This window comes from Solitalea koreensis, assembly GCF_900182575.1.
Classification (GTDB): Bacteria; Bacteroidota; Bacteroidia; order Sphingobacteriales; family Sphingobacteriaceae; genus Solitalea; species Solitalea koreensis.
In genome coordinates this window covers 142476-168563 of record NZ_FXSZ01000001.1, presented here as the reverse complement: position 1 = coordinate 168563, position 26088 = coordinate 142476, and the positions used below count along the sequence as shown (strand labels likewise).

Genomic DNA, 26088 nt, shown 5'->3' with positions numbered 1-26088 from the left:
TTTAATTTATTTCTTTAAAACTGGCTTCTTTAATATCCATCATTTTACGCAGATTGTTCAATGCATACCGCATCCGACCTAAAGCAGTGTTAATGCTTACTTCTGTTATGTCAGCAATTTCCTTAAAGCTCAAATCAGCATAATGTCGCATAATCAGAACTTCTCTTTGTTCTTCCGGAAGCTTAAGAATAAGTTGTCTTAAATTCAAGTAATTCTGTTCCCTGATTATTTTATCTTCTGCATTTTCTTCAACAAAATGTAAAAGTTCAAAAATGTCGTAGCCATCACCGGTAGTTATTACAGGAGTACGTTTATCTTTACGAAAATGGTCAATAACCAAGTTGTGAGAAATGCGCATAATCCAAGGTAAAAATTTACCTTCTTCATTATATTTACCTGCTCTTAAGGTATTAATCACTTTTACAAAAGTATCCTGAAAAATATCTTCTGCCAGGTAAGAGTCCTTTACCAGTAAATAAATAGCTGTATAAACTTTAGACTTATGGCGTGTAATGAGAGTTTCGAGCGCAATTTCATTCCCTTCAAGGTAGGAATGGATTAGATATTGGTCTGTTTGTATTCGAAAGTTCATAGCTATCCTAACAAATTGAAAACAATTAACGAATTGATTTAGTTGAGTAGAATATTAACCTATAAGCGTTCGTTTTTGGATGTGTCTCTCGCAAATAAACAACTTATTATTTAATTACAAAAGGTTTTTACATTGTTATTCCCTTCTTCTTTGAAATTTATTTTCAACACCCTGTTAATTTGTGCAGTTTTGTTAAACTTTTGAAATGACTGTTTAGTCCCCCACGTAGATATTAGTAAATGAGCAAATCAGTCGACGAATTAAGTGCGAAAACGCATATCATTATAAAAGGTGCACGTGTTCACAATTTAAAGAACATTGATGTCGCAATTCCTAAAAATAAACTGGTAGTAATCACAGGGTTATCTGGTTCTGGTAAGTCGAGCCTGGCTTTTGATACCTTGTATGCTGAAGGTCAGCGCCGCTATGTAGAGAGTCTTTCGGCCTATGCCCGTCAGTTCATGGGACGAATGAACAAGCCCGATGTGGATTATATTAAGGGTATTGCTCCTGCGATTGCCATAGAGCAAAAGGTAAATGCAACCAATCCTCGTTCAACTGTTGGTACTTCTACGGAGATTTATGATTACCTGAAACTGCTTTTTGCCCGAATCGGTAAAACGCTTTCTCCGGTTTCAGGGCAGGAAGTTCGAAAAGATACGGTTTCGTCAGTAACTGATTTTATTATTTCGTTGAATGTTGATACGGCCGTAAATATATTTTGTCCTTTGCATCCGCATAATAATCGTTCTGTAAAAGAAGAGTTAGCGGTTCTATTGCAGAAAGGCTTTAAGCGAATTTCTTACCTGGGTTCGATTAAAAAGATTGAAGATGTTTTGGAAGATCCCACAGTTAAGGCTTCAGCATCTTTACACGAAGGAGATGTCAGAATTCTTATCGATCGGATCATCGTTGATAAAGAAGACGAGGATACTGTAAACCGTATAGCAGATTCAGTGCAAACTGCTTTTTTTGAAGGAAAAGGCGATTGCTTTATTACGTACTCAATTGAGGATGCCGAATTAACCGAAAACCATTTTTGTGATCGGTTTGAGTTGGATGGATTAAGATTCGAAGAGCCTTCTCCACAGTTTTTCAGTTTCAATAATCCATATGGTGCATGTAAAACCTGCGAAGGCTATGGGAATGTAATTGGAATTGACCCTGATTTGGTAATTCCCGATAAATCCCGTTCTATTTACGATGGCGCCATTGCTCCCTGGAGAGGTGAGAAAATGAAAGAATGGAATGATGCCTTAATACGTTCCTCTAACAAATTCGACTTCCCGATTCATCGTTCTTTTCAGGATCTTACTGAAGAAGAAAAAGAATTATTATGGACCGGTAATAAGTATTTTCAAGGCTTAAACGTATTTTTTAAAGAGCTCGAAACACAAACCTATAAAATTCAATACCGGGTTATTCTTTCACGTTATCGCGGAAAAACCATTTGTCCGGATTGTAAGGGAAGTCGTTTGCGCAAGGATGCGAGCTATGTAAAAGTGGCCGGAAAATCAATTACTGATATTGTTTTAATGCCACTTGTAAAGTCAGCCAAATTCTTTGATGAGATACAACTTAACGAGCACGATGCGCAGATTGCCAAGCGATTATTGATTGAAGTGCGGAATCGTTTATTGTTCTTGAATGATGTTGGTTTGGGATATCTAACGCTGAATCGTTTATCCAATACACTTTCAGGAGGAGAGTCACAGCGCATTAACCTGGCTACCTCTTTAGGAAGCAGTTTGGTAGGTTCTGTTTACGTGTTGGATGAGCCGAGTATAGGTTTGCATCCGCGAGATACGAATCGACTGATTGGCGTGTTGAAATCACTACGGAATGCAGGAAATACGGTGTTGGTGGTTGAGCACGAAGAAGAAATTATGCATGCTGCCGATCATTTGATCGACATAGGGCCACGTGCCGGAATTAATGGCGGTAACTTGGTGTTTGATGGAACTTTTGAAGAAATTATTGCTGATGAGGAAAGTTTAACCGGGCAATACTTGTCGGGCAAACGCGCTATTGAAGTTCCAAAACAACGCAGAAAATGGTCGGATTATATTGAAATACAAGGAGCTCGAGAGAACAACCTTAAAGGTATCGATGTAAAGTTTCCATTGCACACGCTTACCGTAGTAACGGGAGTTTCAGGTTCTGGTAAAACAAGTTTGGTGAAGAGAATTCTGTATCCGGCCTTGCAAAAAGCAATCGGCAACTTCACCGGAGAGCAAAGTGGTTCCTTTAATAATATTACCGGAGACCTTTCAAAAGTAGTTCAGATTGAAATGATCGACCAAAATCCAATTGGACGTTCATCGCGCTCTAACCCGGTAACCTATGTTAAGGCTTATGATGAAATTCGAAACTTGTTTTCATCACAAGCCCAGGCAAAAGCTTCCGGTTTAAAACCGGCTGCGTTTTCATTTAACGTGGAAGGTGGTCGTTGCGATACGTGCCAGGGGGAAGGGGAAGTGAAGATCGAAATGCAGTTTATGGCCGATATTTATCTTCCTTGCGAAACTTGCGAAGGCAAGCGTTTTAAGCAGCATGTATTGGACGTAAAGTACAATGATAAAGATATTTCAGAAGTGCTTGATTTGAGCATTGATGAAGCTTTAGAATTTTTTAAAGATGAAAAGAAAATCATTAATAAAATACAACCATTGGCCGATGTGGGCTTGGGTTATGTAAAGTTAGGGCAATCGTCCAATACACTTTCAGGAGGGGAAGCACAGCGTATTAAGTTAGCTTCGTTCCTGGTAAAAGGCCATAATCCACATCATACTTTATTCATTTTTGATGAGCCAACCACCGGCTTGCATTTTCACGATATCAATAAACTGCTAAAATCATTCGAGGCATTATTGAACCAGGGTAATACGATCATCGTGATTGAACACAATATGGATGTAATTAAGTGTGCCGATTGGGTGATTGATATTGGGCCTGAAGGTGGAGATAAAGGCGGAAATATTGTGTTTGAAGGTGTTCCAGAAGATTTGATCAAAGAGGAGAAATCATATACAGGTAAGTATTTGAAAGAGCGATTTATTATAGGGAATAAGGTGGAGAAATAGACCCTAATTCACTAAAGGGGACTTTTAAGCTATGTTTCCCTTTGCTCTTTTAAGTGTTCGCGCAGCGGTCACTTAAAAGTTTGAATAAAATGGAGGTCTCCGACCGGCCGAATGCAACAATCTTACCCAATAGGAAATTCAATTGTGAACAAGCCGTTTTGACCGGCATAATTCCTATAATGCTCGGCTCCATAGGAACTTTTAAGTCATCCTACGGAAGACTTAAAAGAACTGTGTAAGTTTCCCCTTATTTTGGGCCACTCAAAAGTAGAATTTCAATTCCTTATTTCCTCCAATAAATCCATCGGAGTTTTAAAGTTTAGCGCCTTATGAGGGCGCTGGAAATTGTAATCATACATCCATTCTTCGACCTTTGTCCGAACTTCATTCAAGGTTTTAAACCCCTAGCTCTTTTAAGTGTTCGCGCAGCGATCACTTAAAAGTTTGAATAAAATGGTGGTCTCCGACCAGCCGAATGCAACAACCTTATCTAATAAGAAATTCAATTGTGAACAAGCCTTTTTGATCGGCATAATTCCCTTTGCTCTTTTAAGTGTTCGCGCAGCGATCACTTAAAAGTTTGAATAAAATGGAGGTCTCCGACCGGCCGAATGCAACAACCTTACCTAATCGGAAATTCAATTGTGAACAAACCTTTTTGACTGGCATAATTCCTATAATGACGGTCGGAGACCTTGGTTTTATAGGAACTTTTAAGTCATCCTACGGAAGGCTTAAAAGAACTAAGAAATAAATTTATTTCACTCTAAGTGAAGACACTTTCATAAAAAAAGAATCAACTTCGCTAAAAGCGAAGACAACCTTTCAATTCATCCGATGACTTACAATTTTATCAGAATTGAGCATTCAGCAACAAGTCATGTGCTCATTTCCGCCTTATACATTTTCGGCAGAGATGCTGATTTTTCTGGCAATGCTGCGGGCGAAATGTATACAGTGGCAGCGTTTTTTGCTTACTTTTTTCGCTTTAGAAAAAAAAGTAAGGCTCGCGGCAGCGATTGGAACTGATTAAAATATGAACTCAACATTGGGAGATAATGATGATTTAAAATCGCATAACAGGTTCAATTAATAAATATTATTTTCGCTTCTCGAAATACAAGCTGATCTCCCATGAAAACCAATTTTTGTTACGCTCTGCTCGTCTCAATTATATTTGTTTCTTGTCAAAATGAACAGAAGAAAGTAATTGCTTCAGATCAAATATCTTTAAAAAGAACTACAGTAAATAAAGAGCCGGTTGCCGTATTCGAACAAAAATATACCAATAGCACTTTAAATAATGATCTTAACGATTGGCGTTTTAGTATAAAACTTTACGAAACTCCTAAAACGTTTTGGTATAAAATGGTGATTGTTGATAAGGAATTGGAAGTCAGAGACACAGTTGTGTTTCCTGATCTGGGAATGGAGATGATTCCCGCTTTGAAAAAAGGACATGAACCTAATTCATGTTTAGTTGGTTTTTTAGATAAGCAAGGGAATTTTATGGAATATAAAAAAGTGGTTTCTGGTGCAAAAGGCTTAAAAATAAAACAAACTCAAAGCTATTACCTGAGCTCTAAAAAAGCTGCTGAATAAAACTAGTTCGCATTTAATACAGCCTTTGCATCAATTTCATCTTGTGTTAGTTGTACTTTAAGTGCAGGTAGCCCATCAAATTTTATATCACCACGTAAGTAAGAAACGAATTCGAGCGTGATTTTTTGGTTGTAGATATCCTGATCAAAGTTAAAGATATTCACTTCAATGTTGCGTGTCATGCCGTTTATGGTCGGACGGTGACCGATATAAAGCATTCCTCCATAAGTTTCATTTTCTGTATGAACTTTTACAGCATAAATGCCGTCGGAAGGAATGAGTTTATAAGTTTCTTCAATAAAGAGGTTGGCGGTGGGGAACCCAATTTTTCTGCCGATTTGATCACCTTTTACAACCTTGCCTTTAAGTAGATAGTTGTAACCTAAAAACTCATTTGCAGTTTTCACATCTCCTGAAAACAAGGCGTTGCGAATGCGAGTGGAACTTACTGCTACGTCATTTACATCTTGTTCCGATATTTCTTCTACATCAAAGCCATATTTTGGCCCGAATTGCTTTAAGTGTTCGAAACTGCCTTCTCGATCTTTGCCAAATCGATGATCATAGCCAATCACCAGCTTTTTGGTTTCGATCGTATCGACCAGTATTTTTTTTATAAATTCTTTAGAAGTTAAATTAGAAAAATCGCGAGTAAATGGAATGATTAATAAATGGTCAATTCCTGCCGCTTCTAACAGCTGAATTTTTTCATCCATGGTGTTGATGAGCTTCAGGTTTTCATCTTCCGGATGAAGAATCATTCTCGGATGAGGGAAGAACGTTAAGATTACCGTTTCTCCCTGTGTATTATGAGCAATTTCCAATAAGCGCTGAAGAATTTTTCGATGACCAAAATGCACACCATCAAACGTGCCTAATGTTACAACCGGGTTGTTTACTTTGTCAAATTCTTCAAGACTTTTGTAAATCTTCATTAATAGTTACTGCTTAATTGTTTGTTGAATTGTTATTGCTATCGAGGTGCTTTTGTCTGCGGATTTGAAATATCATTTCAGTTACGTCGTGAGCATCAGCAATTTTAAAGTCGCCAATTCTAGTACGCACTAAAGCCGACATGTAGGCTCCGTTTTCTAAGGCTTTGCCAAAATCAGATACTAACGAACGAATGTATGTTCCTTTACTGCAAACAACTCTGAAATCAATTTCAGGAAGTTCAATACGGGTGATTTCAAACTCTGAAATGGTAACGTTTCTTGATTTAATTTGAACTTCTTCACCGCGACGCGCTTTTTCATAGGCCCGTTCACCGTCAATTTTGATTGCCGAATGAGCAGGAGCTATTTGCTCAATGTCACCTCTAAACTGTTCGCAATTATCTAAAATCATTTGCTCCGTAATATGACGAATGTCGTAATGTACGTCAACCTCTGTTTCCATATCATAAGTAGGAGTGGTGGCACCTAAGACCATCGTACCCGTATATTCTTTTTCCTGAGCCTGATATTCATCAATTTTTTTGGTGAGTTTACCGGTACAAAGAATTAATAAACCGGTAGCCAACGGATCAAGCGTTCCGGCATGGCCTACTTTAATTTTTCCGGGTTTCAGTGAATTTCTGATTTTTCCTACTACATCAAAGGAAGTCCATTTGTAGGGCTTATTGATGAGTAACACTTCGCCTTCTTGAAAGTTGAAGGTTTTATCGGAAGAAATTTCTGATTGAGGAGAATTGATTTCGGGTTGAAGCTTATTTAGTTCGTCTTGACTCATCTTTTCGATTTGCGCAGTTTCTACACCGGCAAAGATAGCACTAATTCATTTGTTTCCGTATTTGTTGGTTAGTTGAGCTTTTTTTAGGCGGTTAATAATCAAAAATCCCCGAACCTTCATTGATTCGGGGATTTACTGTTTATGGATTATTAGTTGTCTTCAACTTATCTAACACAGGTGTTTTAACCGCTTTTAGGATGTTTCCGGGAGCTTTGTTTAGCTCCACAATAGTAATATCATTTTTGCCTTTTTTAAGCCAGCAGCCTGGTAGATATAGCGTTTGTTGAGGGCCAACGCTCCAATATCGGCCCAAATGATGGCCATTTACAAAAACAATCCCTTTGCCCCAGGCTTCCATGTCAAGAAAAGTATCGCCTGTTGTAGTCAATTCAAACGAGCCTTTCATAATTATCGGTTGACCATTTTCCGGTTTGGCAGTCAGTTTTGAGATGTCCGGTTGTTGCTCAAGCGGCATTTTATACATTTTCCAGTTTCCCGTAATTTCTGTTCCATTGATTATTACAGGACTGATGATACCTTTATTATTTTCAGTGATTTTAGCGCCATAATTAATTCGGCCCATGTTTTCTACTAAAATATCTACTGTAGCATTGAACGGGATGCTTATCTCACAGAAATAATTTTTATAGTAGCGATTTAATTCTGCAACCCTCTCTCCATTAACATAAATTAAAGCATAATCACGCAATCCGTTTAATTCTAATTTTCCTTCAATAGGCTGATTGAATTTACGACTGTACAGTACAAAGCCATTACCTTGATTAAGGGCTTCAAAAGTTAAGGGGACATCATTCGAAACAGGTGCAATGTTGTTTTTCAGCTCAAGCAATCCTGCTGTTTTATTCAGTTTAATTTCAGGAATTTCAATAACAGGCAGCGCTGAAGGGATAGTGGGAATAGTGTAATTTACATTTTTGCTCATCAACTCCCTAATTGCAATGTATTTAGGGGTTGCCCATCCTGCCTCAGAGATCGGTGCATCGTAATCATAGCTAGTCATATCCGGCTGAATGTCATGCTTGTTATTATAGTTGGCACCCGTAGTGAAGCCGAAGTTAGTTCCTCCGTGAACCATGTAATAATTGAACGAAACTTTGTTTTTAAGGAATTTCTCCGTTTGTTTCACAACGCTTTCAGTGGAAACTTTCGGAAAAGGTTCAGCCCAATGATCTAACCATCCCGGGTAATATTCTGCAACCATGTACGGCCCTTTATTATCATGATATTCATTCACTACTTTTTTAAGTTTCTCTATATCGTCTTCACCATTTGCGGTAGGCAAACAGTTTGCGATGGATCCCCCATTAAATAGTCCGCTACCATCGGAAGTGAATAAAGGCACATCGAATCCGGCTTCTAATAGCTGTTTTTTGATGGCACTGCTATAGGCTTTGTGTTCTTCTAAAGGAATGTCTTTACGTTGAATAACATAAGAACCAAACTCATTTTCGGCCTGAACCATAATGAGAGGCCCGCCTTTGGTGATTTGCAGATTTTTAACTTCGGCTGCTAGGTGATTAATATATTCTTTGCATGCCGCCAAAAATTGAGGATTATTACGGCGTACTTCCAAACCTTTTATGTTTTGAAGGAACCATGGATATCCGCCATACTCCCATTCAGCACATGCGTATGGGCCGGGACGAAGGATCACCATTAATCCTTCTTCTCCTGCTATTTTAATAAATTCTGAAATGTTGCGGTTTTCAGTTTTAAAATCCCATACCCCCGGAGCTGTTTCATGATAGTTCCAGAAAACATAAGTAGCAACGGCATTTAAACCCATTGCCTTGATCATTTTTAGGCGATGGCGCCAGTATTCATGCGGTACGCGAGCAAAATGCATTTCACCTGAGTGAATTTGTATTGGTTTTTTATCGTAAACAAATTCACCGTTTTCAATTTTAAAGGAGTGTTGAGGCTTTTGCGCTAAAAGCGAAATAGATAGAAATACTGGAATGAACAGTAAAAGGAGTTTTTTCATGGATTTACTTATGCTTAAAAAGCCTAAAGTAAAATTTAAAATTGAAAAACTCATGTTCTCCGTTCACGCAACCGTTTGCATTAAGTTTAATGAACTTTTTCCGGTGATAATTAGATAATTTGAAGGTTATGCCCCATAAAGTAAAGTACAATAATTACTACGCCAACAGCTATTCGATACCAGCCAAAAATGCGAAAGCCATGTTTTGTTAGATAACCAATGAATGAACGTATTGCTAAAATGGCAACAATAAATCCTACCATATTTCCCAGTGCAAATAGACTCCATTCATGTGATTTTATACTCACGCCGTCTTTATAAAAGTCGAGCATTTTTTTTGCGGTTGCGGCAAACATGGTTGGAACGGCCAGAAAGAAAGAAAACTCTGCTGCCTGCTTACGATTTAGTTTTTGAGTCAAACCACCAATGATGGTTGCAGCTGATCGTGAAACTCCGGGAATCATCGCCATGGCTTGAAAGAATCCTATTTTTAGCGCACCTGGATAAGTAACTTCTTTGTCCGGATTGTTTTCGGAAGCTTTGAACCAATTGTCGAGTAAAATGAAAATAATACCACCCACCAATAACATGATTCCTACCATAAGCACATTTTCTAATAAAGCATCGATTTGTTTAGAAAAGAGCAGTCCAAAAACAGCTGCAGGAATAAACGCAACAAATAACTTATAATAAAAGTCAAGACTTTGAAAAAAACGCTTAAAGTAGAGTATTACAACTGAAAGTATCGTTCCGAATTGAATGCCTACAGTAAAAAACTTTGTAAAGGCATCATTGGGTACTTTCATTAACCATGAGGCTATAATCATATGGCCTGTAGATGAAACAGGTAAAAACTCAGTGAGGCCTTCAACAATGGCAAGAATTATAGCTTGAAAAAAAGTCATGAAATGTTACTGGTTTATTAATAGTGGGTTGTTGTTGACAATTAGGCGGTTAATTAAAAATAGGTTATTAAATTATTTGCTGTATTTAAATAATTTAATAACCTATTTCTCGAATAACTTAATTAGTATTTAACTATTTCTCGGTTGTTTTTTTAAGAATAGCATAAAATTCAATGGCGAAACCAATGAGAACAACGATAGGGGCAAGCGTGATTTTTCTGAAACTCATGATGTCGGTAGTACCGGTCATAAGCGCAAACCCTAAAATAATTACAGCAACACCAATAAGCATGATGCGGTAATTATCTTTTCCGAATACAAAGTTTGCAGATTTGGTTGTGCCTGTTTCAGACACATTTCTTGAAATTTTTGCCATTGTATATTAAATGTATAATGCGTCGACTTTTAAACGTAGGTACTTGGTGACAGCTAAATAAGTACTAATTAATGAAATAAAAATGCCAATTAAAATTAAACCGGCAAACAAGGTCCCAAACTCAACGTATTTTTGTAAAATAACTAATTCGGGGATTTCTTGCTGAGCAAAATAGATTAATGCGCTTAACAAGAAAATAGCTAATAGTCCGGCTAATAAGCCATGCAGAACAGCCATTAAAACAAAAGGCCAGCGAATAAAGCTTTTGGTAGCTCCAATCAATTGCATACTCTTAATCAAAAAACGCTGCGAATAAATGGTCAGGCGAATAGTATTATTAATTAACGCCAATGCAATAAATAGCAACAAGGCCCCAAATCCCAATATGATCAGGCTTATGGTTTTGATATTTTTATTAATGCTATCAACCAATGAAGGTTGGTAAACCACTTCTTTAACCAGAGGTTGGAGCTTTAATTGATTAATGATCTTATCAATGTTGGCATTATCGGCATACTCGGCTTTGAGATATACATCTATGGAAGCAAGAAGAGGGTTGTATCCTAAAAATTTCACGAAGTCTTCACCAAGGTCTTTGGTTAAACTTTGCGCTGCAATTTCTTTGCTTATATAAACGGTTGATTTTACAGCAGGAATTTTATCAATCTCTTTCTGCAATTGCAGAATATCAATCTCTTTAGCACTTTCATCAACTATGATATTAAAAACGATGTTTTCTTTTACATAATCAGAAAGGTTCTTTGTGTGAAGCACAATTAGCCCCACAAGTCCCAGGAGTGTCAATACCAATGCAATACTGATCACCGTAGTGAAATAAACACGTTTGGTTTTTCGTGATACGTTACTTTCTTCAAATTCCTGCATATACACTTCTTTACTAGATGTTGCGAAAATAGGAAACCTACGTGTTAAACGTAAATAAAAAATTAAAAGTCTTTCTATATAATGAAAAAAATAAGCGGTGTTCAATTTATGAAAATTTCAGTAGTGTTGTATGTTTGAAATAAACCGGTTGAACTAAGTAATAATGGATGGTGCCATTTTATTAACACATCGAAATTTCGATGTTTTTTTATTAAGGGTAAACAAAATCCTATTTTCGCATTCTGAATTATAAGTTTAACTATTAAATCTTAAATCGAACTGCTAAATCAGCATTTTAACATACAAACGATGGATTACAAGTTTAATGAGATAGAAAAGAAATGGCAAAAATTCTGGGCCGAAAACGGAACCAACGAAGTTGCTATTGATAAAAATAAGCCCAAATATTATGTGCTTGATATGTTTCCTTACCCTTCAGGAGTAGGATTGCATGTGGGCCACCCATTGGGTTATATTGCTTCAGATATTTTTACTCGTTATAAACGTTTGAAAGGTTTTAATGTATTGCATCCGATGGGCTACGATGCCTTTGGTTTGCCTGCAGAACAATACGCCATTCAAACTGGCCAGCATCCGGCTATTACTACTGATCAAAATACAAAACGTTACCGCGAACAATTAGATAACATTGGCTTTGCTTTCGATTGGAGCCGTCAGGTGCGCACCTGTGATCCTGATTTTTACAAATGGACACAGTGGATCTTTATGCAGCTTTTCAATGCCTGGTATAATAACGATACCGATAAAGCCGAATCCATCGATACGTTGATCTCTAGATTTAAAACTTCTGGTAGTCAAGGAATCAATGCTGTTTGCGACGAAGAAACTAAAAGCTTCAGCGCAGATGAATGGACCGCCATGAGCTCTGAGAAACAGCAAAAGGAATTGTTGAAATACCGTTTAACGTATTTGTCAGAAGCCGTTGTGAACTGGTGCCCTCAATTGGGAACTGTACTTGCCAATGATGAGGTAAAAGATGGTTTTTCAGAGCGTGGAGGTTTCCCGGTTGAGCAAAAGAAAATGTTACAATGGAGCATGCGTATTACCGCTTATGCTGATCGTTTGTTGAAAGGGTTAGATACCATCGATTGGCCTGAACCGGTTAAAGAAATGCAACGTAACTGGATCGGAAGGTCAGAAGGAGCATCGGTTAAATTCAAGCTTGAAGCAGATTCTGATTCTGAAATAGAGGTCTTCACCACACGTTTGGATACCATTTTCGGCGCAACTTTCCTGGTGTTAGCTCCTGAGCATGAATTGGTAGCAAAGATTACTACGGATGGTCAAAAAGCAGAAATAGATGCTTATCAGGTTAAAACCAAAGCGAAATCGGAGCGTGATCGTATGACGGATGTGAAAACCGTTTCGGGCGCTTTCACAGGGGCTTACGCGATTAATCCAATGAATGGCGAAAAAGTTCCTGTTTGGATTGCTGATTATGTATTAGCTGGCTACGGAACGGGAGCGGTTATGGCTGTTCCTTCCGGTGATGAGCGTGATTATCGTTTTGCGAAACATTTCGATTTGCCAATCATCCAGATTCTCGATACTCAAAATAATCTTGAAGCTGAAGCTGATCCAACTAAGGAAGGTCATTATGTAAACTCTGACTTTATTAACGGATTAACCTACAAAGATGCTTTACCTGTGTTAGTTGCCAAATTAGAAGAGTTGAGTGCAGGAAAGGCCAAAATCAATTTCCGTTTGCGTGATTCAATTTTTGCCCGTCAGCGTTATTGGGGCGAGCCGGTTCCGGTTTACTTTAACAACGGATTGCCACAATTGATTGAAGAAAAAGAATTGCCTTTGTTGCTTCCTGATGTGGATAAATACTTGCCTACTGAATCAGGTGAACCTCCTTTGGCTCGCGCTGAGGGTTGGAAATACCACGGCGAATTTGAATATGAATTAAGCACCATGCCGGGTTGGGCGGGATCAAGCTGGTACTGGTACCGTTACATGGATGCTCGTAATGATAATGAATTTGCTTCTCGTGAGGCGATTGACTATTGGAACGATGTGGATTTATACATTGGTGGTTCGGAGCATGCTACCGGTCACTTGTTATACTCTCGCTTCTGGAATAAGTTTTTGAAAGATATGGGTTATGTGAACGAAGAAGAACCGTTCAAAAAACTCATTAATCAAGGTCATATTCAAGGACGATCGAATTTTGTATACCGTGTTATTGGGACAAATCAATTTGTATCGTATGGATTGAAAAGCCAGTATGGCATTCAGGTTTTGCACGTGGATGTGAACATTGTTCAAAATGATATTTTAGATATCGATAAGTTCAGAAAGTTCCTGCCTGAATATGCCGATGCGGAATTCATTCTTGAAGATGGAAAATACCACTGCGGGCATGAAGTCGAAAAAATGTCGAAGTCGAAATACAACGTGGTAAATCCTGACGATATCATTGAACAGTACGGTGCCGATACATTGCGTATGTACGAAATGTTCCTTGGTCCGTTAGAGCAATCAAAACCGTGGAATACCAATGGTATTTCGGGCGTTTCCAATTTCCTTCGTAAGTTTTGGAACTTGTTTTTTGATGAGAAAGGCAATTTTAACGTTTCGGATGTCACCCCAGAAAAGGCAGAACTGAAGAGTTTGCATAAAATCATTCAAAAAGTTCAGGAAGATGTGGAGCGTTTTTCTTTCAATACCTCGGTGTCAAGCTTCATGATCTGCGTAAATGAATTAACTGCTTTAAAATGTAACAAGCGTGCAATTTTACAGGATTTGGTTATCACGCTGTCTCCATATGCGCCACATATTACAGAAGAGCTTTGGTCATTGTTAGGCAACGAAAAGGGTAGCTTATTAAAAGCAAGTTATCCTGTTTTCAAACCAGAGTATTTGGTCGAAGATTCATTTGAATATCCGGTTTCTATTAACGGAAAAGTAAGAATGAAGCTGAATTTATCGTTGACACTTGAGCCTGCTGAAGTTGAGAAGGTTGTTTTAGAAAGTGCCGATGTGCAAAAACACCTTGATGGGAAATCTCCTAAAAAAGTGATTGTGGTTAAAGGCCGAATCGTGAATGTGGTGATCTAAGAAAGAGAATTTTAAAATCAAGATACAAGAATTAAGAAAGGTTTAACAGAGCACGGGACCTTGTCCCGGCTCTGTTAAACCTTTCTTTAAAACTATCTGATACATTCCTGTTCAGTTGTATTAGAATAATTGAGCTGGTATACTCCATTTCCTATTTCGCTCATATAAACAGAAGGAGCATAGCCAATCATATCTGTATAATGCCAGGTTAATTTCTTTTCAAAATCATCGAAATGAGCCTTTTTTACCAGGGCAATAGCGCAGCCTCCAAAACCGGCACCCGTCATTCGAGCTCCTACTACATGAGGTTGGGTTTTACAAAAATCAATAACACAATCGAGTTCTTTTCCGGTAACCTCGTATAAGTTTCTAAGTGAATCATGTGACGCATACATTAGCTCTCCGAATGCCTCAAGCTGACCATCGCTCAACGCTTTTACGGCTGCATGTACGCGCTCATTCTCGTTTACAACATGCTTTGCTCTTTTGGCAATAGTGAAGTTTTCAATAAGATCCAAATTGTGCTCAAGATCATTAGCATTTAGATCACAAAGGTGTTGTATGGGTAGTCTGGTTTGCAGATTTTTCAAGGCAGATCTGCATTCAGCAAAACGTTCGTTGTATTTTGAATCAGCAAGCGTGCGCTGCTTGTTGGTGTTGATAATAGCAAGCACATAATCATCTAAACCACAAGGAACAGCCTCGTATGCTAACGTGTCACAGTTCAGTACCAAAGCGCTATCTTTTTCGCCAAAAGCTACTGCAAACTGATCCATAATGCCGCAGTTTACTCCAATAAACTTGTTCTCTACCTGCTGCGCATATTTTACTAAGTCGAGTTTGTCATAACCAATATCAAAAATAGTATTTAAGGCAAAAGCAGTTGCCACTTCAATGGCTGCAGAAGAGGAGAGCCCTGAACCAATGGGTACGTTTCCAACGAATAGCATGTTCAATCCGCTGAGTTTCTTACCAGCCCTTGTAAATAAATCGATGACACCAAGCGGATAATTGTACCAAGCTTTTCCAGTTTTTTCATATTCAGGGGCTACCGGAATTTCAATTGCTTCTTCAAAATTTAAACTTTTGAATCGAAAAATATTTTCATCATTAGGAGTGATCAGTAGATGAGTTCCGAGGGCAATAGCGCAAGGCATTACAAGCCCTCCATTATAATCAATATGTTCTCCAATGAGATTTACTCTTCCAGGACAAAAAAAGGAATACTGGGGAGCAGAGCCATAAACGTTTACAAATTCGTTGACAAGATTCATGTTGTTGCTGTATGATAAATTAGTTTCGAATTATTAAGTTAGCCTAACAAAATGCGAACATTTACCGGATAAAAAAAATCATTTTATAAGTGTTTCAATAAATTATCATGAAAAAAAACCTACTTCTTTTCTGCATTCTGGCAATGTCCTTGGGAGTAAAGGCGCAAAGCAAAATTGAAAATATCATTATTGTAACTACCGATGGGTTACGTTGGCAAGATGTATTTAAGGGAATGGATCCTGAGATTGCAAATAATAAAAAATTTAATCAGAGAGATAGTGCTTACCTCTATGAAAAATACTGGAGTGAAAACCTAGAGGAAAGAAGGGCAAAATTACTTCCATTCTTATGGGGAACTATCGGAAAACAAGGGCAGATTTTCGGTAACCGTGATTATGGTTGTAAAGTTGATAATGCAAACCCATATTGGTTTTCTTATCCAGGCTACAGTGAAATTTTTTGCGGATTTGTTGATGAAAAGATTAATACAAACAGCTATCCTAATAATCCCCATGAGAATGTATTGGAGTTTATCAACCATCAGCCTCAATTTAAAGGAAAGGTTGCTGCATTCGGTGCTTGGAATGCCTTTGACAGAATTTTAAATGAACCCCGAGCCGGCTTCCCTGTAGTAGCTGCTTTTGATAAATGTGGAGGGTCTAATCCTACTGCTAATGAACAGCTTGTGAATAGCATGCTCGAAGATTCATATAAGCCCTGGGGTGAAGCGGAGTGTTTGGATGTATTTACGAATTATGCAGCTTTTGAGCAATTAAAAATAAAAAAGCCTAAAGTTTTATATATCGCTTATGGAGAAACAGATGAGTGGGCTCATGCGGGTCAATATAGAGATTACCTGAATGCTGCACATCAGGTTGATGCCTGGCTTCAAAAGTTATGGGAATACGTCCAGAGTCAGTCTCAGTATAAAGATAAAACAGCTTTACTGATTACAGTAGATCATGGAAGAGGTAATCAGAAAAAAGAAGAATGGACAAGTCATGGTCAGTCAGTTGCAGATGCGCATGAAATATGGTTTGCAATAATGGCTCCGGGCCTTGCAGCGAAAGGAGAAGTACAGCAGGATTTGCAGCTTTATCAAAAACAATTTGCTCAAACAATTGCATCATTAATAGGATTAGATTTTAAGGCTAACCATCCGGTTGCTGAAGCTATAAAAGAAATTCATTAATAGTCTAGATATAAAAAACTGCTTGAAAACATGTTTTCCAAGCAGTTTAAATTAACTATGACAGAAATGAAAAAAGTATCGATTAGTCGGATATTCCGGAGTCGTAATAAACGATTGCAGCACTTGGGCCATACTTAATATGGTTGCGTCGGGACAAGCATTTAAAGTAATCAAAAGTCCTCCGGAAATAGGATGGAGGATTTGATTTAACTGTTTCCTGGTAATGAGGGGAGGTTTGTTGTAAATGTTTGATTTTCATAATAGGATGGTTTTGTTGTATCCTAAAATGCTCAAAAGGTATTCCAATTGCCTTGTTGCTTTAGTAAAAATCAATTGATGATTAGTCTTCTTTTTAATATCCAGATTTTCAGTTTATTATTTTTTGGATTCTCAGTACTATACAGGTTGTTATTAATGAACATTGTCTGTAAAAAACATCACTGAACGAATTATGCAACAGAATTGTAGTTGTACTGCAAAAAAAGAAGCCCGAAAGCATTGAATCTGTTTCGGGCTTACTTATTACAAATATTTCTAGCTTTTATATCAAAGCATCGTACAGAATTTCGGCAGTATGTTTTGCCCGAACTCCAGTGCCATCTTTAATTTGATGGCGGCAGGAAGTTCCTGATGCGGCTATTATTGTTCCTTCTGAGGAATTTCGTACTGCAGGAAATAGCACCATTTCTCCTAATGTTTGTGAAACTTCGTAATGTTCAGCTTCATAGCCAAATGATCCTGCCATGCCACAGCAACTTGTTGGTAAATTCATAACTATGTAGTTGCGTGGCAATGATAGTGTTTGAATCAAAGGAATTGGTGATGACAACGATTTCTGATGACAATGAATATGTAATTTAACAGTTCGTTTTTCTTGCGTAAACTGATCTGAGGTTATTTTTCCTTTTTCAATTTCATCAGCTATAAATTCTTCAAACATTAAGCTGTTTTTAGCTAATTGTGCGGCAGCAAGAGCCCATTCAGCTCCCACTAAATCCACATAATCATCTTTAAAACAAGTAACAATTGAAGGTTCAATGGCAATTAATGGGATTCGTTCGTTAATGAGTTTACTGAAAATTTCAACATTAGCTTTTGCGAGCGGTATGGCTTGTTTTACAAAACCTTTTGATAATTGGGTTCTTCCACTTTCAGGGTGATCAGTCATTAATACGTTATATCCCAGTCGGTTCAATAATTTAATAGTCGTTATGCCGATCTCCACATCATTCAAATTAGTAAACTCATCACAAAACAAATACACCGATCCTTTATAGTTTTGGTCGGCAGGGTTGAGCATTTGATTATTGTGTTTGTACCAACGTTTTAATGTTGTTTTATAGAGAGTAGGGATGGAGCGTTTAGGAGCAAAACCTGTTAGTTTTTTGAAAATACCAGAGGTGAAATTATTCGTTACAAAGAAATTGAACAAGCGCGGAAAATTCGATGCGACGGTCATGCTTTTGGTAAAATTGGCGATGAGTTTTGAACGTAAAGGAGCTCCGTTTGCATCGTAATAATGCTGTAGGAATTCGGCCTTTAATTTCGCCACGTCAACACTCGATGGGCATTCACTCTTACAACCTTTACAACTCAAACATAGATCCATCACCTCGTAAATCTCATTCTGATCAAAACGGTTTGTCTTGCGGGAATGGGTTAAGAATTCTCTCAAAACATTAGCACGCGCTCGTGTAGTGTCTTTTTCATTCAGGGTGGCCATGTAACTCGGGCACATGATTCCGCCGGTAGCACCTGATTTTTTGCACTCTGCTGTTCCGTTACAAAGTTCAGTAGCACGAATTACACCGCCTTGTTTGTCCCAGTTAAAATAAGTAGGAAGCAGAGGCGTTTCTTGTCCGGGAGTATACCGAAGATCCACATCCATGGGTGGCGTGTCCACTATTTTATTGGGATTGAAGATATTTTTGGGGTCCCATGTATATTTTAGTTGCCGGCAGAGTTCATAGTTTTTCTCGCCAACCATTTTTCGAATGAATTCAGCCCGTAAACGTCCGTCTCCGTGTTCGCCCGAAAGTGATCCATTGTATTTTTTTACAAGAACCACGGTTTCTTCCAAAATTTCGCGAAGTAGTTTTATGCCATGCTCTGACTTTAAATTGATAAAAGGTAAGGTATGTAACTCACCGGTTCCGCAATGTGCCGAAGTGGTAAGCTCTACACCTTTGGCTTTAATAAGTTGTTGGTGCTGATCGTAGAACTCCGGAAGATCAATCACATCTACAGAACAATCTTCAACTAAATTTACCGGTTTTACATCACTTGCTCCTGAGTACATTAAGCCTAAAACTGCTTTGCGTAAGTCCCAAAGCGGTTTAGTGTCGTCATTGTAAAAAATAGGAAAAGCGTAGCCTAAGCCTGCAGATTTAATTTCTGCAACCATACTATTCGCCACTTCTTCTATCTCTTCTTTGCTGTTGCGAGCAAATTCAACAATGATTACGGATTTAGGGTCACCGATAATCCACTGACTGTTTTGGCTGGCGGTTGGGTTCGTTCGGGCAAGTTTTACCGTGTAATCATCTATAAGCTCAGAAGCTCCCGGTTTATAGTTCACGGCAATCACATTGGCTTTTAACGATTCAATTATATCATTAAAATGCATGGCCACGCAACCAATTACTTTGGGCGGCAAGGGTTCGAGCCGGAGTTTAGCTTCGGTAATCAAACACAATGTTCCTTCTGAACCTGCAATAAGCTTGCACATGTTAAAGTTGGGTCCGCTTGGTGTGAAAATATTGGAACGTAATAACAAATCAATTGCATATCCATTGTTTCTGCGCGGAATATGAGGTTTGGGAAATTCATTTTGAATCTCTTCTTGAGTATCGGCAACTGAAAGTTCCTCGTAAATTTTTCGGTAGATATTTCCTTCCAGATTCTTTAAGGTCAGTTTTTGCTTGAATTCTTCAGGTGTGAGTTCTTTGAATTCAGTTTCAGAACCATCACTCAAAATTACTTTGCATGAAATGAGGTGATCACGCGTGCTACCCCAAATAATAGAATGTAATCCACAGGAATTATTACCAATCATGCCGCCAATCATTGCGCGGTTAGCAGTGGATGTTTCCGGGCCAAATAATAGCCCGTGTTTTTTTAGTTGAAGATTGAGGTCATCACGAATAATCCCGGGTTGAACGCGGCACCAACGTTCCTTTTCATTTACTTCGAGCAGTTGGGTAAAATGTTTGGCTACTTCTACCACGATTCCATTTCCAACAACTTGTCCGGCCAATGACGTTCCTGCAGCTCTGGGGATTATTCCTAGGTTATGTTTCTGAGCAAATTTTACTACTTTTTTGAGATCATTATTGTTTTTAGGATAGACAACCGCCTGAGGCATTTCCCGGTACATAGAGGCATCGGTTGCGTAAAGAATACGGTTAAATGTATCGTAATGGATTTCGCCTTCTAGTTCTTTTGAAAATTTTTTAAGCAGCTCGCTCATGTTAATTTGTGTCTGTCGCCAATGTGGAATTAATCTGTAAAATTACTAGCTATGATGCATAATTGCCTCAACTCCTGAGAGAATATTTCAGTAGCTATGGACTGGGTCAGTTGGAGTGTTCTTTGGTAAAAAGTAGCCCAAAACTGCAAATGAGTGCTCAAAAGCAGTTTTGGGTTAGGGGAAGCGATTCTTAATTCAAACTTTTTAATAGATTAGCAGCTACAGTTTTTACCTGCTCGTCTTTATCATTAGCAAGTTCAGTGAATAAAGCTTTATTGTTTTGTTCAGGGAATAGTTGATTTATTCGCACTAAGGCAATGATTTTGTTGATGCCTACTTCATCAGTTTTGGCCATTTCAGTCAAACGTTTATATAAATTATCATGAATTAAATTCACGGAGTTTTTATTAAGTGCTGAAATAACGAAAGAACGTACCATCCAATCTTTTTCGTTCAATTGAGCCAGCATGAACTGTTGCGCCATAGCATTGTCTTTTAGCTCAGATAGGTTTTTTATAGCAGTTAATTTATCATTCATTAATGCCGAACGCTTAAATAACTCTACCCATTGTTCGGGCGTTTTATTATCCGATATTTTAGCCACAAACAAATGGTCTGGATTAATATTGACCAAATCCGGTTTCTGAGGAAAATTAACAACGAAGCTTTGTGATTGATTGGTAAGTTCAATACTGCGTTGTTCGATTTTACCACTAGTGTAAATGTCAAGCACGATAGGCAAGCGATAAAGCGGATACTTGCTTAAGTCCTGATTTTGTTTGATCGAAACCTTTAATTTTTTAGCAGTTTCGTCATATTTATAATCCACGTTTAAAACCGGATGACCTGGCTGTAAGAACCATTGATTAAAGAACCAGTTTAAATCTTCACCTGTAACTTCTTCAAAAGCTAAACGCAGGTTATGAATTTCAGCCGTTTTAAATTTGTTTTGCTCTAAATAACGATGCAATGACTCAAAGAAAGCCTCATCTCCAACATAGTTTCGCAACATGTGTAAAATTGCGCCGCCTTTAGGATATGAAACCGGATCGAACATTTCGTCCGGATCATTTAAACTAAAACGAATAGGAGTAAGATCTGTAAAATGCGGGTTATTATAATAATTGCTTAATCCTTTTAATAAATCATAATCTGCCGCCTCCCTACCGTGGTTGTGGGCTAGCCACAGATAGGCTCCGTAGGTCGCAAATGATTCATTTAAGGGAATATTTGGCCATGATTCACAAGTTACCAGATCGCCAAACCATTGGTGAAACAATTCATGGGCAACAACGCTTTCTGCTTGCAATAATGAGTTTTTGTCATGATTAAGAGCCATTACTTCAACTCCGTGCAGTGTTGCAGAGGTGTTTTCCATCGCTCCTCCTAAATAACCGTAGGCAACAACTTGTGAGTACTTATCCCAGGGGTAATCGGTTTTTAAAATTTTTGAGAAGAAATCGATCATTTGTGGAGTTTGACCAAAGTTTTCTTTTACAAAAGGTTCAAGTTTTGGATTTACATAGTAACTTACTTCTTTATTACGCCATTTGTCTTTAACTACTTTAAAATCGCCAACAGCAATCATGGTAAGATAAGTACTACTTGGTTTATCTTGTTTCCAAACATCAGTACGAGTGCCATTGGCATTTTCTTTTGAACTAATCATCAACCCGTTTGAAAGAGTAGTGTATTGTTTGTCGACGGTAAGCGTAATTTGTTGAGTCATTTTGGTTTGAGGTCCATTAATGGTAGGGAACCAAAATGAATTTCCTTCCGTTTCACCTTGTGACCAAATTTGTTTTGGAAGATCTTTATTGGAAGGATCATGGTTGGTGAAATACACGCCATGCGTAGCCACGATACTTTCATTTTTAAGCTTTGCTTTATAAGGCATAGCCGTGTATTCAATATAAACATTAAATACCTGGTTTTTTGAGTAAATTTTATCGAGCGCTATTTTTAATAAACTTCCATCATAACTATACTTTAAATCAGTTGATTTGCCGTTCAATAGTGTCACTTTGTTTATCTTAAAGCTATTGGCATTAAGAACCAAACTGTCGGTAGCATAAAAATAAGGCTTTAGCTGCAGTGTAGCTTTTCCATACACAAAGGCGCTGTCCCAATTAAAACTAAGATCAAGCTTAGTATCAATGAGATTCATTTTTTTGGTATAGGAAGCAAAATAATGTTTCAGTACAATATTCGAATCTGCCGGCGCTAATCTGTGCTCAGCAAAAAGAGTCAGGTGTGCAGTAAGCAACCCCGTCAATAAGACCATTTTCTTCATAAGATTTAAATAGTGATTTAGAATATATTTTTAAACATACTTAAATCTACAGCAAAAAAATGAAGCTCTATAGGATTTTAGTATTCAATTCAATAGCTCGAATTCCCCAAGTTGTTTTTGTTAAATGCCCACTCGCTCACAGGTTTTCAAAAAGGCTTCGTCTACATCAGCTCCAATGCCAGGTGTGTCAGGAACATCGATTAAATAGTTGTTGTATTGTGCGCCTCCAATGCAGGGATCTTCTTTTAATAGTAAAGCTGTATCCAGATCGTAGAATTGAATGTTTTCAAGTGACATTGCAAAATGAGCGTTTGCCGATAGTGCAATGCGTGATTCACACATGCCTCCCAGCATGCACTTCATTCCGGCAGCCTCTGCAATGCCGTTGATTTTTATAGCCGTACGCATGCCTCCGCTTTTGGCAAGTTTTATATTGAAATAATCGCAAGCTTTCATCGCTGCCAACCGCTGTGCATCGTGATGATCTTTAACCGATTCATCAGCCGAGATGGGTATAGGTGAGCGATCGGTAATTCTTTTTAAATCGATGTTATTCCAATATTTTACGGGCTCTTCACATAATTGTATGTCATATTCAGCAATACGATCTAAAACATACAAAGCCGTTCTGAAATCCCAACCCTGATTGGCATCGACCCGAAGTGTAGGCGAACTCCCAATAGCTTCACGCACTGCTTTTACCCGATATACATCGTCTTTACCTCTTCCTAGTTTTATTTTAATGATATTCGCTTTCATTGATTTCAATAAAACTGCTTGCGCGGCCATGATATCAGGGGTATCAATGCCGATGGTATGGTCTGTTTCAATAGTTTTCTTTCGCCCTCCTAAAAACTGATAAAGAGGCATTTGAGCATACTTTGCAGCGATATCATGCAAGGCCATATCAAAAGCACTTTTAATCGTTGGGTTGTGAACTGCGTACGTGTTTAATTCAAGCATGCGCCGCTCGATTTCCAATGGATTTTTACCTTTCCAAATACGGGCAAAATCTTTAGCCAGCTCAAAATCGCTGTTTTGTGTCTCTCCAACTAGCATCACAAAGGCCGAACATTCACCCAATCCATAAATATTTTGATTGGTGTAGATTTTAATTAAGGTATTTTGTGCTTTTTCTATTACGCCTGAAGAGATCACAAATGGCGGCATGGCTATGCCAAATTTGTAAATTTCTATTTCTGTGATTTTGATTTCCATTAAAATGGTTGTTCTGTGAACGTTTAAATTAATGATTGCAGTTCAGGAAAAAAAGGAAAGCCGTAGCAATTTTCAAGAAAGAAAAGAATCGTGTGTTAACCAATTCGAATGCCCTATCTGGTCTATAAATTGATAGCAATTATAATGGATGATAAAGAGGCGTGGACATAAGCCTTTAATCCAGGTTATCCATAAGGGGCGTATGCCACTTCAAAAAAACGTTGAACAAACCGGTCCTCTTATTGTAAAGCCAAATGCTCTGATTTAACTGGTTCTCCAAAAAAGATGCTTGCATGTTGATCGAACACTTCGGTTGAATCGGTGGTTAAGAAACGGCGATTACCATTTTTGCTGCACAATGTTTCCACTTCCGGATGACGTTGCAAGTAATCCATTAAACCTTGCGCTACAATTTCGCCTTGTGATAAAACAGTAACAGCTGAAGGCAAAAACTGCTTGATTTTATTAATAAGCAAGGGATAATGAGTGCAGCCCAAAACCACGGTATCAATATCAGCTGATTGGGCCATTAACTGATCAATGTGTTTTTGGACAAAGTAGTCGGCTCCGGAGCTATCAAATTCATTGTTCTCCACTAGTGGGACCCACATCGGGCAGGCTTCTTGAAAAACGTTGATTTCCGGATAAAACTTTTCAATTTCTATTGGATAGGATTGCGAAGCCACCGTTCCGGCAGTTCCCAGAATGCCAACTTTACCGGTTTTTGTAAAATTGCCAACAATCTCGGCCGTCGGGCGAATTACCCCCAATACTCTGCGTGAAGGATCAATAGTTGGAAGATCCTGCTGTTGAATGCTCCTCAATGCTTTTGCAGAAGCCGTGTTACAGGCTAAAATAACCAGTCTGCACCCACTGTCAAACAAATGCTTTACGCATTCCAATGTGTATTGGTGTACGGTTTCAAATGAACGGGTTCCATAAGGAGTGCGTGCGTTATCTCCTAAATACAAGTAATCGTATTCAGGTAATTGCTTAACAAACTCTTTCAGAACTGTTAATCCTCCGTATCCAGAATCAAAAACACCAATAGCCCCTTGTTGCATAAGTTTTGAGTATGGGGGCAAAGATGATAAAAAAGTACTAAGTGGAAAAAGGGAAAATAAATTATGGAAAATATATGTGTAAATTTAGAATCATGGACGATCTGAATAAACAATTGCTCAATATGGAGCTTGCTAAAAAACAGAAAAAACTTTTAGAAGGTTTGATTATGCAGCTTCAAAAAGATTTTAATGAGGTTGGCATTCAGCCTGATTTGTCCAATTTACCGCCTGCCATTTATGATGATTTAAAAAGCAGGCTGTTGCCGGTCATACAAGAGTTAATTGAAAAACATTCTGATAAATTTTTCATTTTACTGTACCGTATTGATATTCCTGAACAAGCTGCAAAACAGGTATTTGCTATGGATGAGTCCATTGCAAAAGCTGAACGGTTTACGGAAATGATTCTCGAGCGTGAACTAAAAAAAGTGATCATTAAGTACTATTTCGTAAACAAATAAATTGGATTGCTGTTGCTCGGATAATTACGTTTTTCTAAGTAATGATCTATGATACAAAACAAAAGGATATGCAGCTCAGGCAGCATCCGTGCCATTGGCCCCTTTCAATTTTGAACGTCGAGAGCCGGGTCCTCATGATGTTTAATTTGATATGGCGACTTTGTAACAAGATAAAAGACACAAGGGTAAAACATCACTACATATGTAATAATAGATTTGGGTTTATGAGAAAAGGACGACTGGAAGCATTTAGCGACGGCGTATTGGCCATTATCATTACCATTATGGTATTGGAAATTAAGGTTCCGCTCAGTCATGATTTCAATGCCTTAGTATCGCTTTATCCGGTATTTCTAAGTTATCTTTTAAGTTTTATTTATATCGGTATTTATTGGAACAACCATCATCACTTACTAAATACCATAGAAAAGGTGATGAGCGGAAGTATCTTATGGGCCAATCTGCATTTACTTTTTTGGTTGTCGTTGGTGCCTTTTGCTACCCGTTGGATGGGCGAAAGTCATTTTGCTCCGACAACAATGGCTTTGTACGGTATAATACTTTTGATGGCGGCCGTTGCTTATACTATATTGCAATTGCTGTTGATGAAACAACATGATCAGAACTCTTTGCTTTCTGAAGCCATCGGTAAAGATATTAAAGGGAAAATGTCGCTGCTTATCTATTTGATTGGAATCTTCTTTGCTTTCATCAGTCCTTTGATGTCGGGGGCACTGTACGTATTAGTAGCCTTGATTTGGCTGGTCCCTGACCGCCGCATTGAACGAGTGCTCAAAAACAAAATCGACTAATTTATGAAGCTGCATTTTAAAATTCTTGGTAAATTGGAACA

Annotated in this window: 20 protein-coding genes; 7 read left to right on the top strand and 13 right to left on the bottom strand. The window is 38.1% G+C overall.

The features are described from left to right. Position 1 precedes the first annotated feature (1 nt). On the bottom strand, positions 2-592 hold the full coding sequence (locus FN756_RS00725; protein WP_142600621.1) for an RNA polymerase sigma factor: 591 nt from the start codon (positions 590-592) through the stop codon (positions 2-4). Positions 593-831: 239 nt separating this feature from the next. Between FN756_RS00725 and uvrA the strand changes: the two genes are divergently transcribed. Then, positions 832-3675: an excinuclease ABC subunit UvrA gene (gene uvrA, locus FN756_RS00720; RefSeq protein WP_142600619.1), complete on the top strand. Its 2844-nt coding sequence runs from the start codon at positions 832-834 to the stop codon at positions 3673-3675. 275 nt (positions 3676-3950) lie between these two features. Here uvrA and FN756_RS14735 read toward each other — a convergent pair whose 3' ends face one another. Next, positions 3951-4067 (bottom strand): integrase core domain-containing protein, encoded by a 117-nt coding sequence (locus FN756_RS14735; protein WP_142600618.1) that lies wholly within the window; start codon positions 4065-4067, stop codon positions 3951-3953. A 445-nt stretch (positions 4068-4512) separates the two neighbouring features. Between FN756_RS14735 and FN756_RS00710 the strand changes: the two genes are divergently transcribed. Together FN756_RS00710 and FN756_RS00705 are read left to right on the top strand one after the other, a co-directional pair. After that, positions 4513-4704: a hypothetical protein gene (locus FN756_RS00710; RefSeq protein ID WP_142600616.1), complete on the top strand. Its 192-nt coding sequence runs from the start codon at positions 4513-4515 to the stop codon at positions 4702-4704. Between the two features lie 105 nt (positions 4705-4809). Then, on the top strand, positions 4810-5277 hold the full coding sequence (locus FN756_RS00705; RefSeq protein ID WP_142600615.1) for a hypothetical protein: 468 nt from the start codon (positions 4810-4812) through the stop codon (positions 5275-5277). A 2-nt stretch (positions 5278-5279) separates the two neighbouring features. Here the strand turns inward: FN756_RS00705 and FN756_RS00700 are convergent, their stop codons facing one another. From FN756_RS00700 to FN756_RS00675, 6 genes are all read right to left on the bottom strand, one after another. Further along, positions 5280-6212, bottom strand: a complete 933-nt coding sequence (locus FN756_RS00700) for a bifunctional riboflavin kinase/FAD synthetase (RefSeq protein ID WP_142600613.1) — start codon at positions 6210-6212, stop codon at positions 5280-5282. A 13-nt stretch (positions 6213-6225) separates the two neighbouring features. Continuing rightward, a complete protein-coding gene (truB, locus tag FN756_RS00695) occupies positions 6226-7008 on the bottom strand; it encodes a tRNA pseudouridine(55) synthase TruB (protein ID WP_142600611.1) in 783 nt (260 codons plus the stop codon). A 139-nt stretch (positions 7009-7147) separates the two neighbouring features. After that, on the bottom strand, positions 7148-9013 hold the full coding sequence (locus FN756_RS00690; RefSeq protein WP_142600609.1) for a beta-galactosidase: 1866 nt from the start codon (positions 9011-9013) through the stop codon (positions 7148-7150). Between the two features lie 110 nt (positions 9014-9123). Then, positions 9124-9918: an undecaprenyl-diphosphate phosphatase gene (locus FN756_RS00685; protein ID WP_142600608.1), complete on the bottom strand. Its 795-nt coding sequence runs from the start codon at positions 9916-9918 to the stop codon at positions 9124-9126. Positions 9919-10051: 133 nt separating this feature from the next. Next, on the bottom strand, positions 10052-10294 hold the full coding sequence (locus FN756_RS00680) for a DUF3098 domain-containing protein (protein ID WP_142600606.1): 243 nt from the start codon (positions 10292-10294) through the stop codon (positions 10052-10054). Between the two features lie 6 nt (positions 10295-10300). Continuing rightward, positions 10301-11179 (bottom strand): cell division protein FtsX, encoded by an 879-nt coding sequence (locus tag FN756_RS00675; protein ID WP_142600605.1) that lies wholly within the window; start codon positions 11177-11179, stop codon positions 10301-10303. A gap of 309 nt (positions 11180-11488) precedes the next feature. Between FN756_RS00675 and leuS the strand changes: the two genes are divergently transcribed. Next, a complete protein-coding gene (gene leuS, locus FN756_RS00670) occupies positions 11489-14263 on the top strand; it encodes a leucine--tRNA ligase (RefSeq protein ID WP_142600603.1) in 2775 nt (924 codons plus the stop codon). A 92-nt stretch (positions 14264-14355) separates the two neighbouring features. On the opposite strand, the gene FN756_RS00665 is transcribed toward leuS, so the two are convergent. Then, positions 14356-15537, bottom strand: a complete 1182-nt coding sequence (locus tag FN756_RS00665; protein WP_142600601.1) for a galactokinase — start codon at positions 15535-15537, stop codon at positions 14356-14358. Positions 15538-15644: 107 nt separating this feature from the next. Between FN756_RS00665 and FN756_RS00660 the strand changes: the two genes are divergently transcribed. Then, entirely contained in the window at positions 15645-16730 is a 1086-nt protein-coding gene (locus tag FN756_RS00660) for an alkaline phosphatase family protein (RefSeq protein WP_142600600.1), read from the top strand. A gap of 541 nt (positions 16731-17271) precedes the next feature. Here FN756_RS00660 and FN756_RS00655 read toward each other — a convergent pair. The 4 genes from FN756_RS00655 to murI all read right to left on the bottom strand — a co-directional run bounded on the left by FN756_RS00655 (position 17272) and on the right by murI (position 24774). Continuing rightward, positions 17272-20199: an FAD-binding and (Fe-S)-binding domain-containing protein gene (locus tag FN756_RS00655; protein WP_142600598.1), complete on the bottom strand. Its 2928-nt coding sequence runs from the start codon at positions 20197-20199 to the stop codon at positions 17272-17274. A gap of 190 nt (positions 20200-20389) precedes the next feature. Next, entirely contained in the window at positions 20390-22492 is a 2103-nt protein-coding gene (locus FN756_RS00650; protein ID WP_142600596.1) for a M1 family metallopeptidase, read from the bottom strand. Positions 22493-22612: 120 nt separating this feature from the next. Beyond that, entirely contained in the window at positions 22613-23710 is a 1098-nt protein-coding gene (locus FN756_RS00645) for a mandelate racemase/muconate lactonizing enzyme family protein (RefSeq protein ID WP_317131192.1), read from the bottom strand. Positions 23711-23949: 239 nt separating this feature from the next. Next, positions 23950-24774: a glutamate racemase gene (gene murI / locus FN756_RS00640; protein ID WP_142600594.1), complete on the bottom strand. Its 825-nt coding sequence runs from the start codon at positions 24772-24774 to the stop codon at positions 23950-23952. Between the two features lie 74 nt (positions 24775-24848). On the opposite strand from murI, the gene FN756_RS00635 reads away from it, so the two are divergent. After that, entirely contained in the window at positions 24849-25235 is a 387-nt protein-coding gene (locus FN756_RS00635; RefSeq protein WP_142600593.1) for a hypothetical protein, read from the top strand. Positions 25236-25459: 224 nt separating this feature from the next. After that, positions 25460-26047 carry a TMEM175 family protein gene (locus FN756_RS00630; protein WP_142600591.1) on the top strand — a complete coding sequence of 196 codons (588 nt, stop codon included), beginning with the start codon at positions 25460-25462 and terminating at the stop codon, positions 26045-26047. Positions 26048-26088: the final 41 nt, after the last annotated feature.

Coding starts and splice junctions, on each gene's coding strand:
- FN756_RS00725 (WP_142600621.1), bottom strand. CDS start 592: ATGAACTTTCGAATACAAACAGACCAATATCTAATCCATTCCTACCTT.
- uvrA (WP_142600619.1), top strand. CDS start 832: ATGAGCAAATCAGTCGACGAATTAAGTGCGAAAACGCATATCATTATA.
- FN756_RS00710 (WP_142600616.1), top strand. CDS start 4,513: ATGACTTACAATTTTATCAGAATTGAGCATTCAGCAACAAGTCATGTG.
- FN756_RS00705 (WP_142600615.1), top strand. CDS start 4,810: ATGAAAACCAATTTTTGTTACGCTCTGCTCGTCTCAATTATATTTGTT.
- FN756_RS00700 (WP_142600613.1), bottom strand. CDS start 6,212: ATGAAGATTTACAAAAGTCTTGAAGAATTTGACAAAGTAAACAACCCG.
- truB (WP_142600611.1), bottom strand. CDS start 7,008: ATGAGTCAAGACGAACTAAATAAGCTTCAACCCGAAATCAATTCTCCT.
- FN756_RS00690 (WP_142600609.1), bottom strand. CDS start 9,013: ATGAAAAAACTCCTTTTACTGTTCATTCCAGTATTTCTATCTATTTCG.
- FN756_RS00685 (WP_142600608.1), bottom strand. CDS start 9,918: ATGACTTTTTTTCAAGCTATAATTCTTGCCATTGTTGAAGGCCTCACT.
- FN756_RS00680 (WP_142600606.1), bottom strand. CDS start 10,294: ATGGCAAAAATTTCAAGAAATGTGTCTGAAACAGGCACAACCAAATCT.
- FN756_RS00675 (WP_142600605.1), bottom strand. CDS start 11,179: ATGCAGGAATTTGAAGAAAGTAACGTATCACGAAAAACCAAACGTGTT.
- leuS (WP_142600603.1), top strand. CDS start 11,489: ATGGATTACAAGTTTAATGAGATAGAAAAGAAATGGCAAAAATTCTGG.
- FN756_RS00665 (WP_142600601.1), bottom strand. CDS start 15,537: ATGAATCTTGTCAACGAATTTGTAAACGTTTATGGCTCTGCTCCCCAG.
- FN756_RS00660 (WP_142600600.1), top strand. CDS start 15,645: ATGAAAAAAAACCTACTTCTTTTCTGCATTCTGGCAATGTCCTTGGGA.
- FN756_RS00655 (WP_142600598.1), bottom strand. CDS start 20,199: ATGAGCGAGCTGCTTAAAAAATTTTCAAAAGAACTAGAAGGCGAAATC.
- FN756_RS00650 (WP_142600596.1), bottom strand. CDS start 22,492: ATGAAGAAAATGGTCTTATTGACGGGGTTGCTTACTGCACACCTGACT.
- FN756_RS00645 (WP_317131192.1), bottom strand. CDS start 23,710: ATGGAAATCAAAATCACAGAAATAGAAATTTACAAATTTGGCATAGCC.
- murI (WP_142600594.1), bottom strand. CDS start 24,774: ATGCAACAAGGGGCTATTGGTGTTTTTGATTCTGGATACGGAGGATTA.
- FN756_RS00635 (WP_142600593.1), top strand. CDS start 24,849: ATGTGTAAATTTAGAATCATGGACGATCTGAATAAACAATTGCTCAAT.
- FN756_RS00630 (WP_142600591.1), top strand. CDS start 25,460: ATGAGAAAAGGACGACTGGAAGCATTTAGCGACGGCGTATTGGCCATT.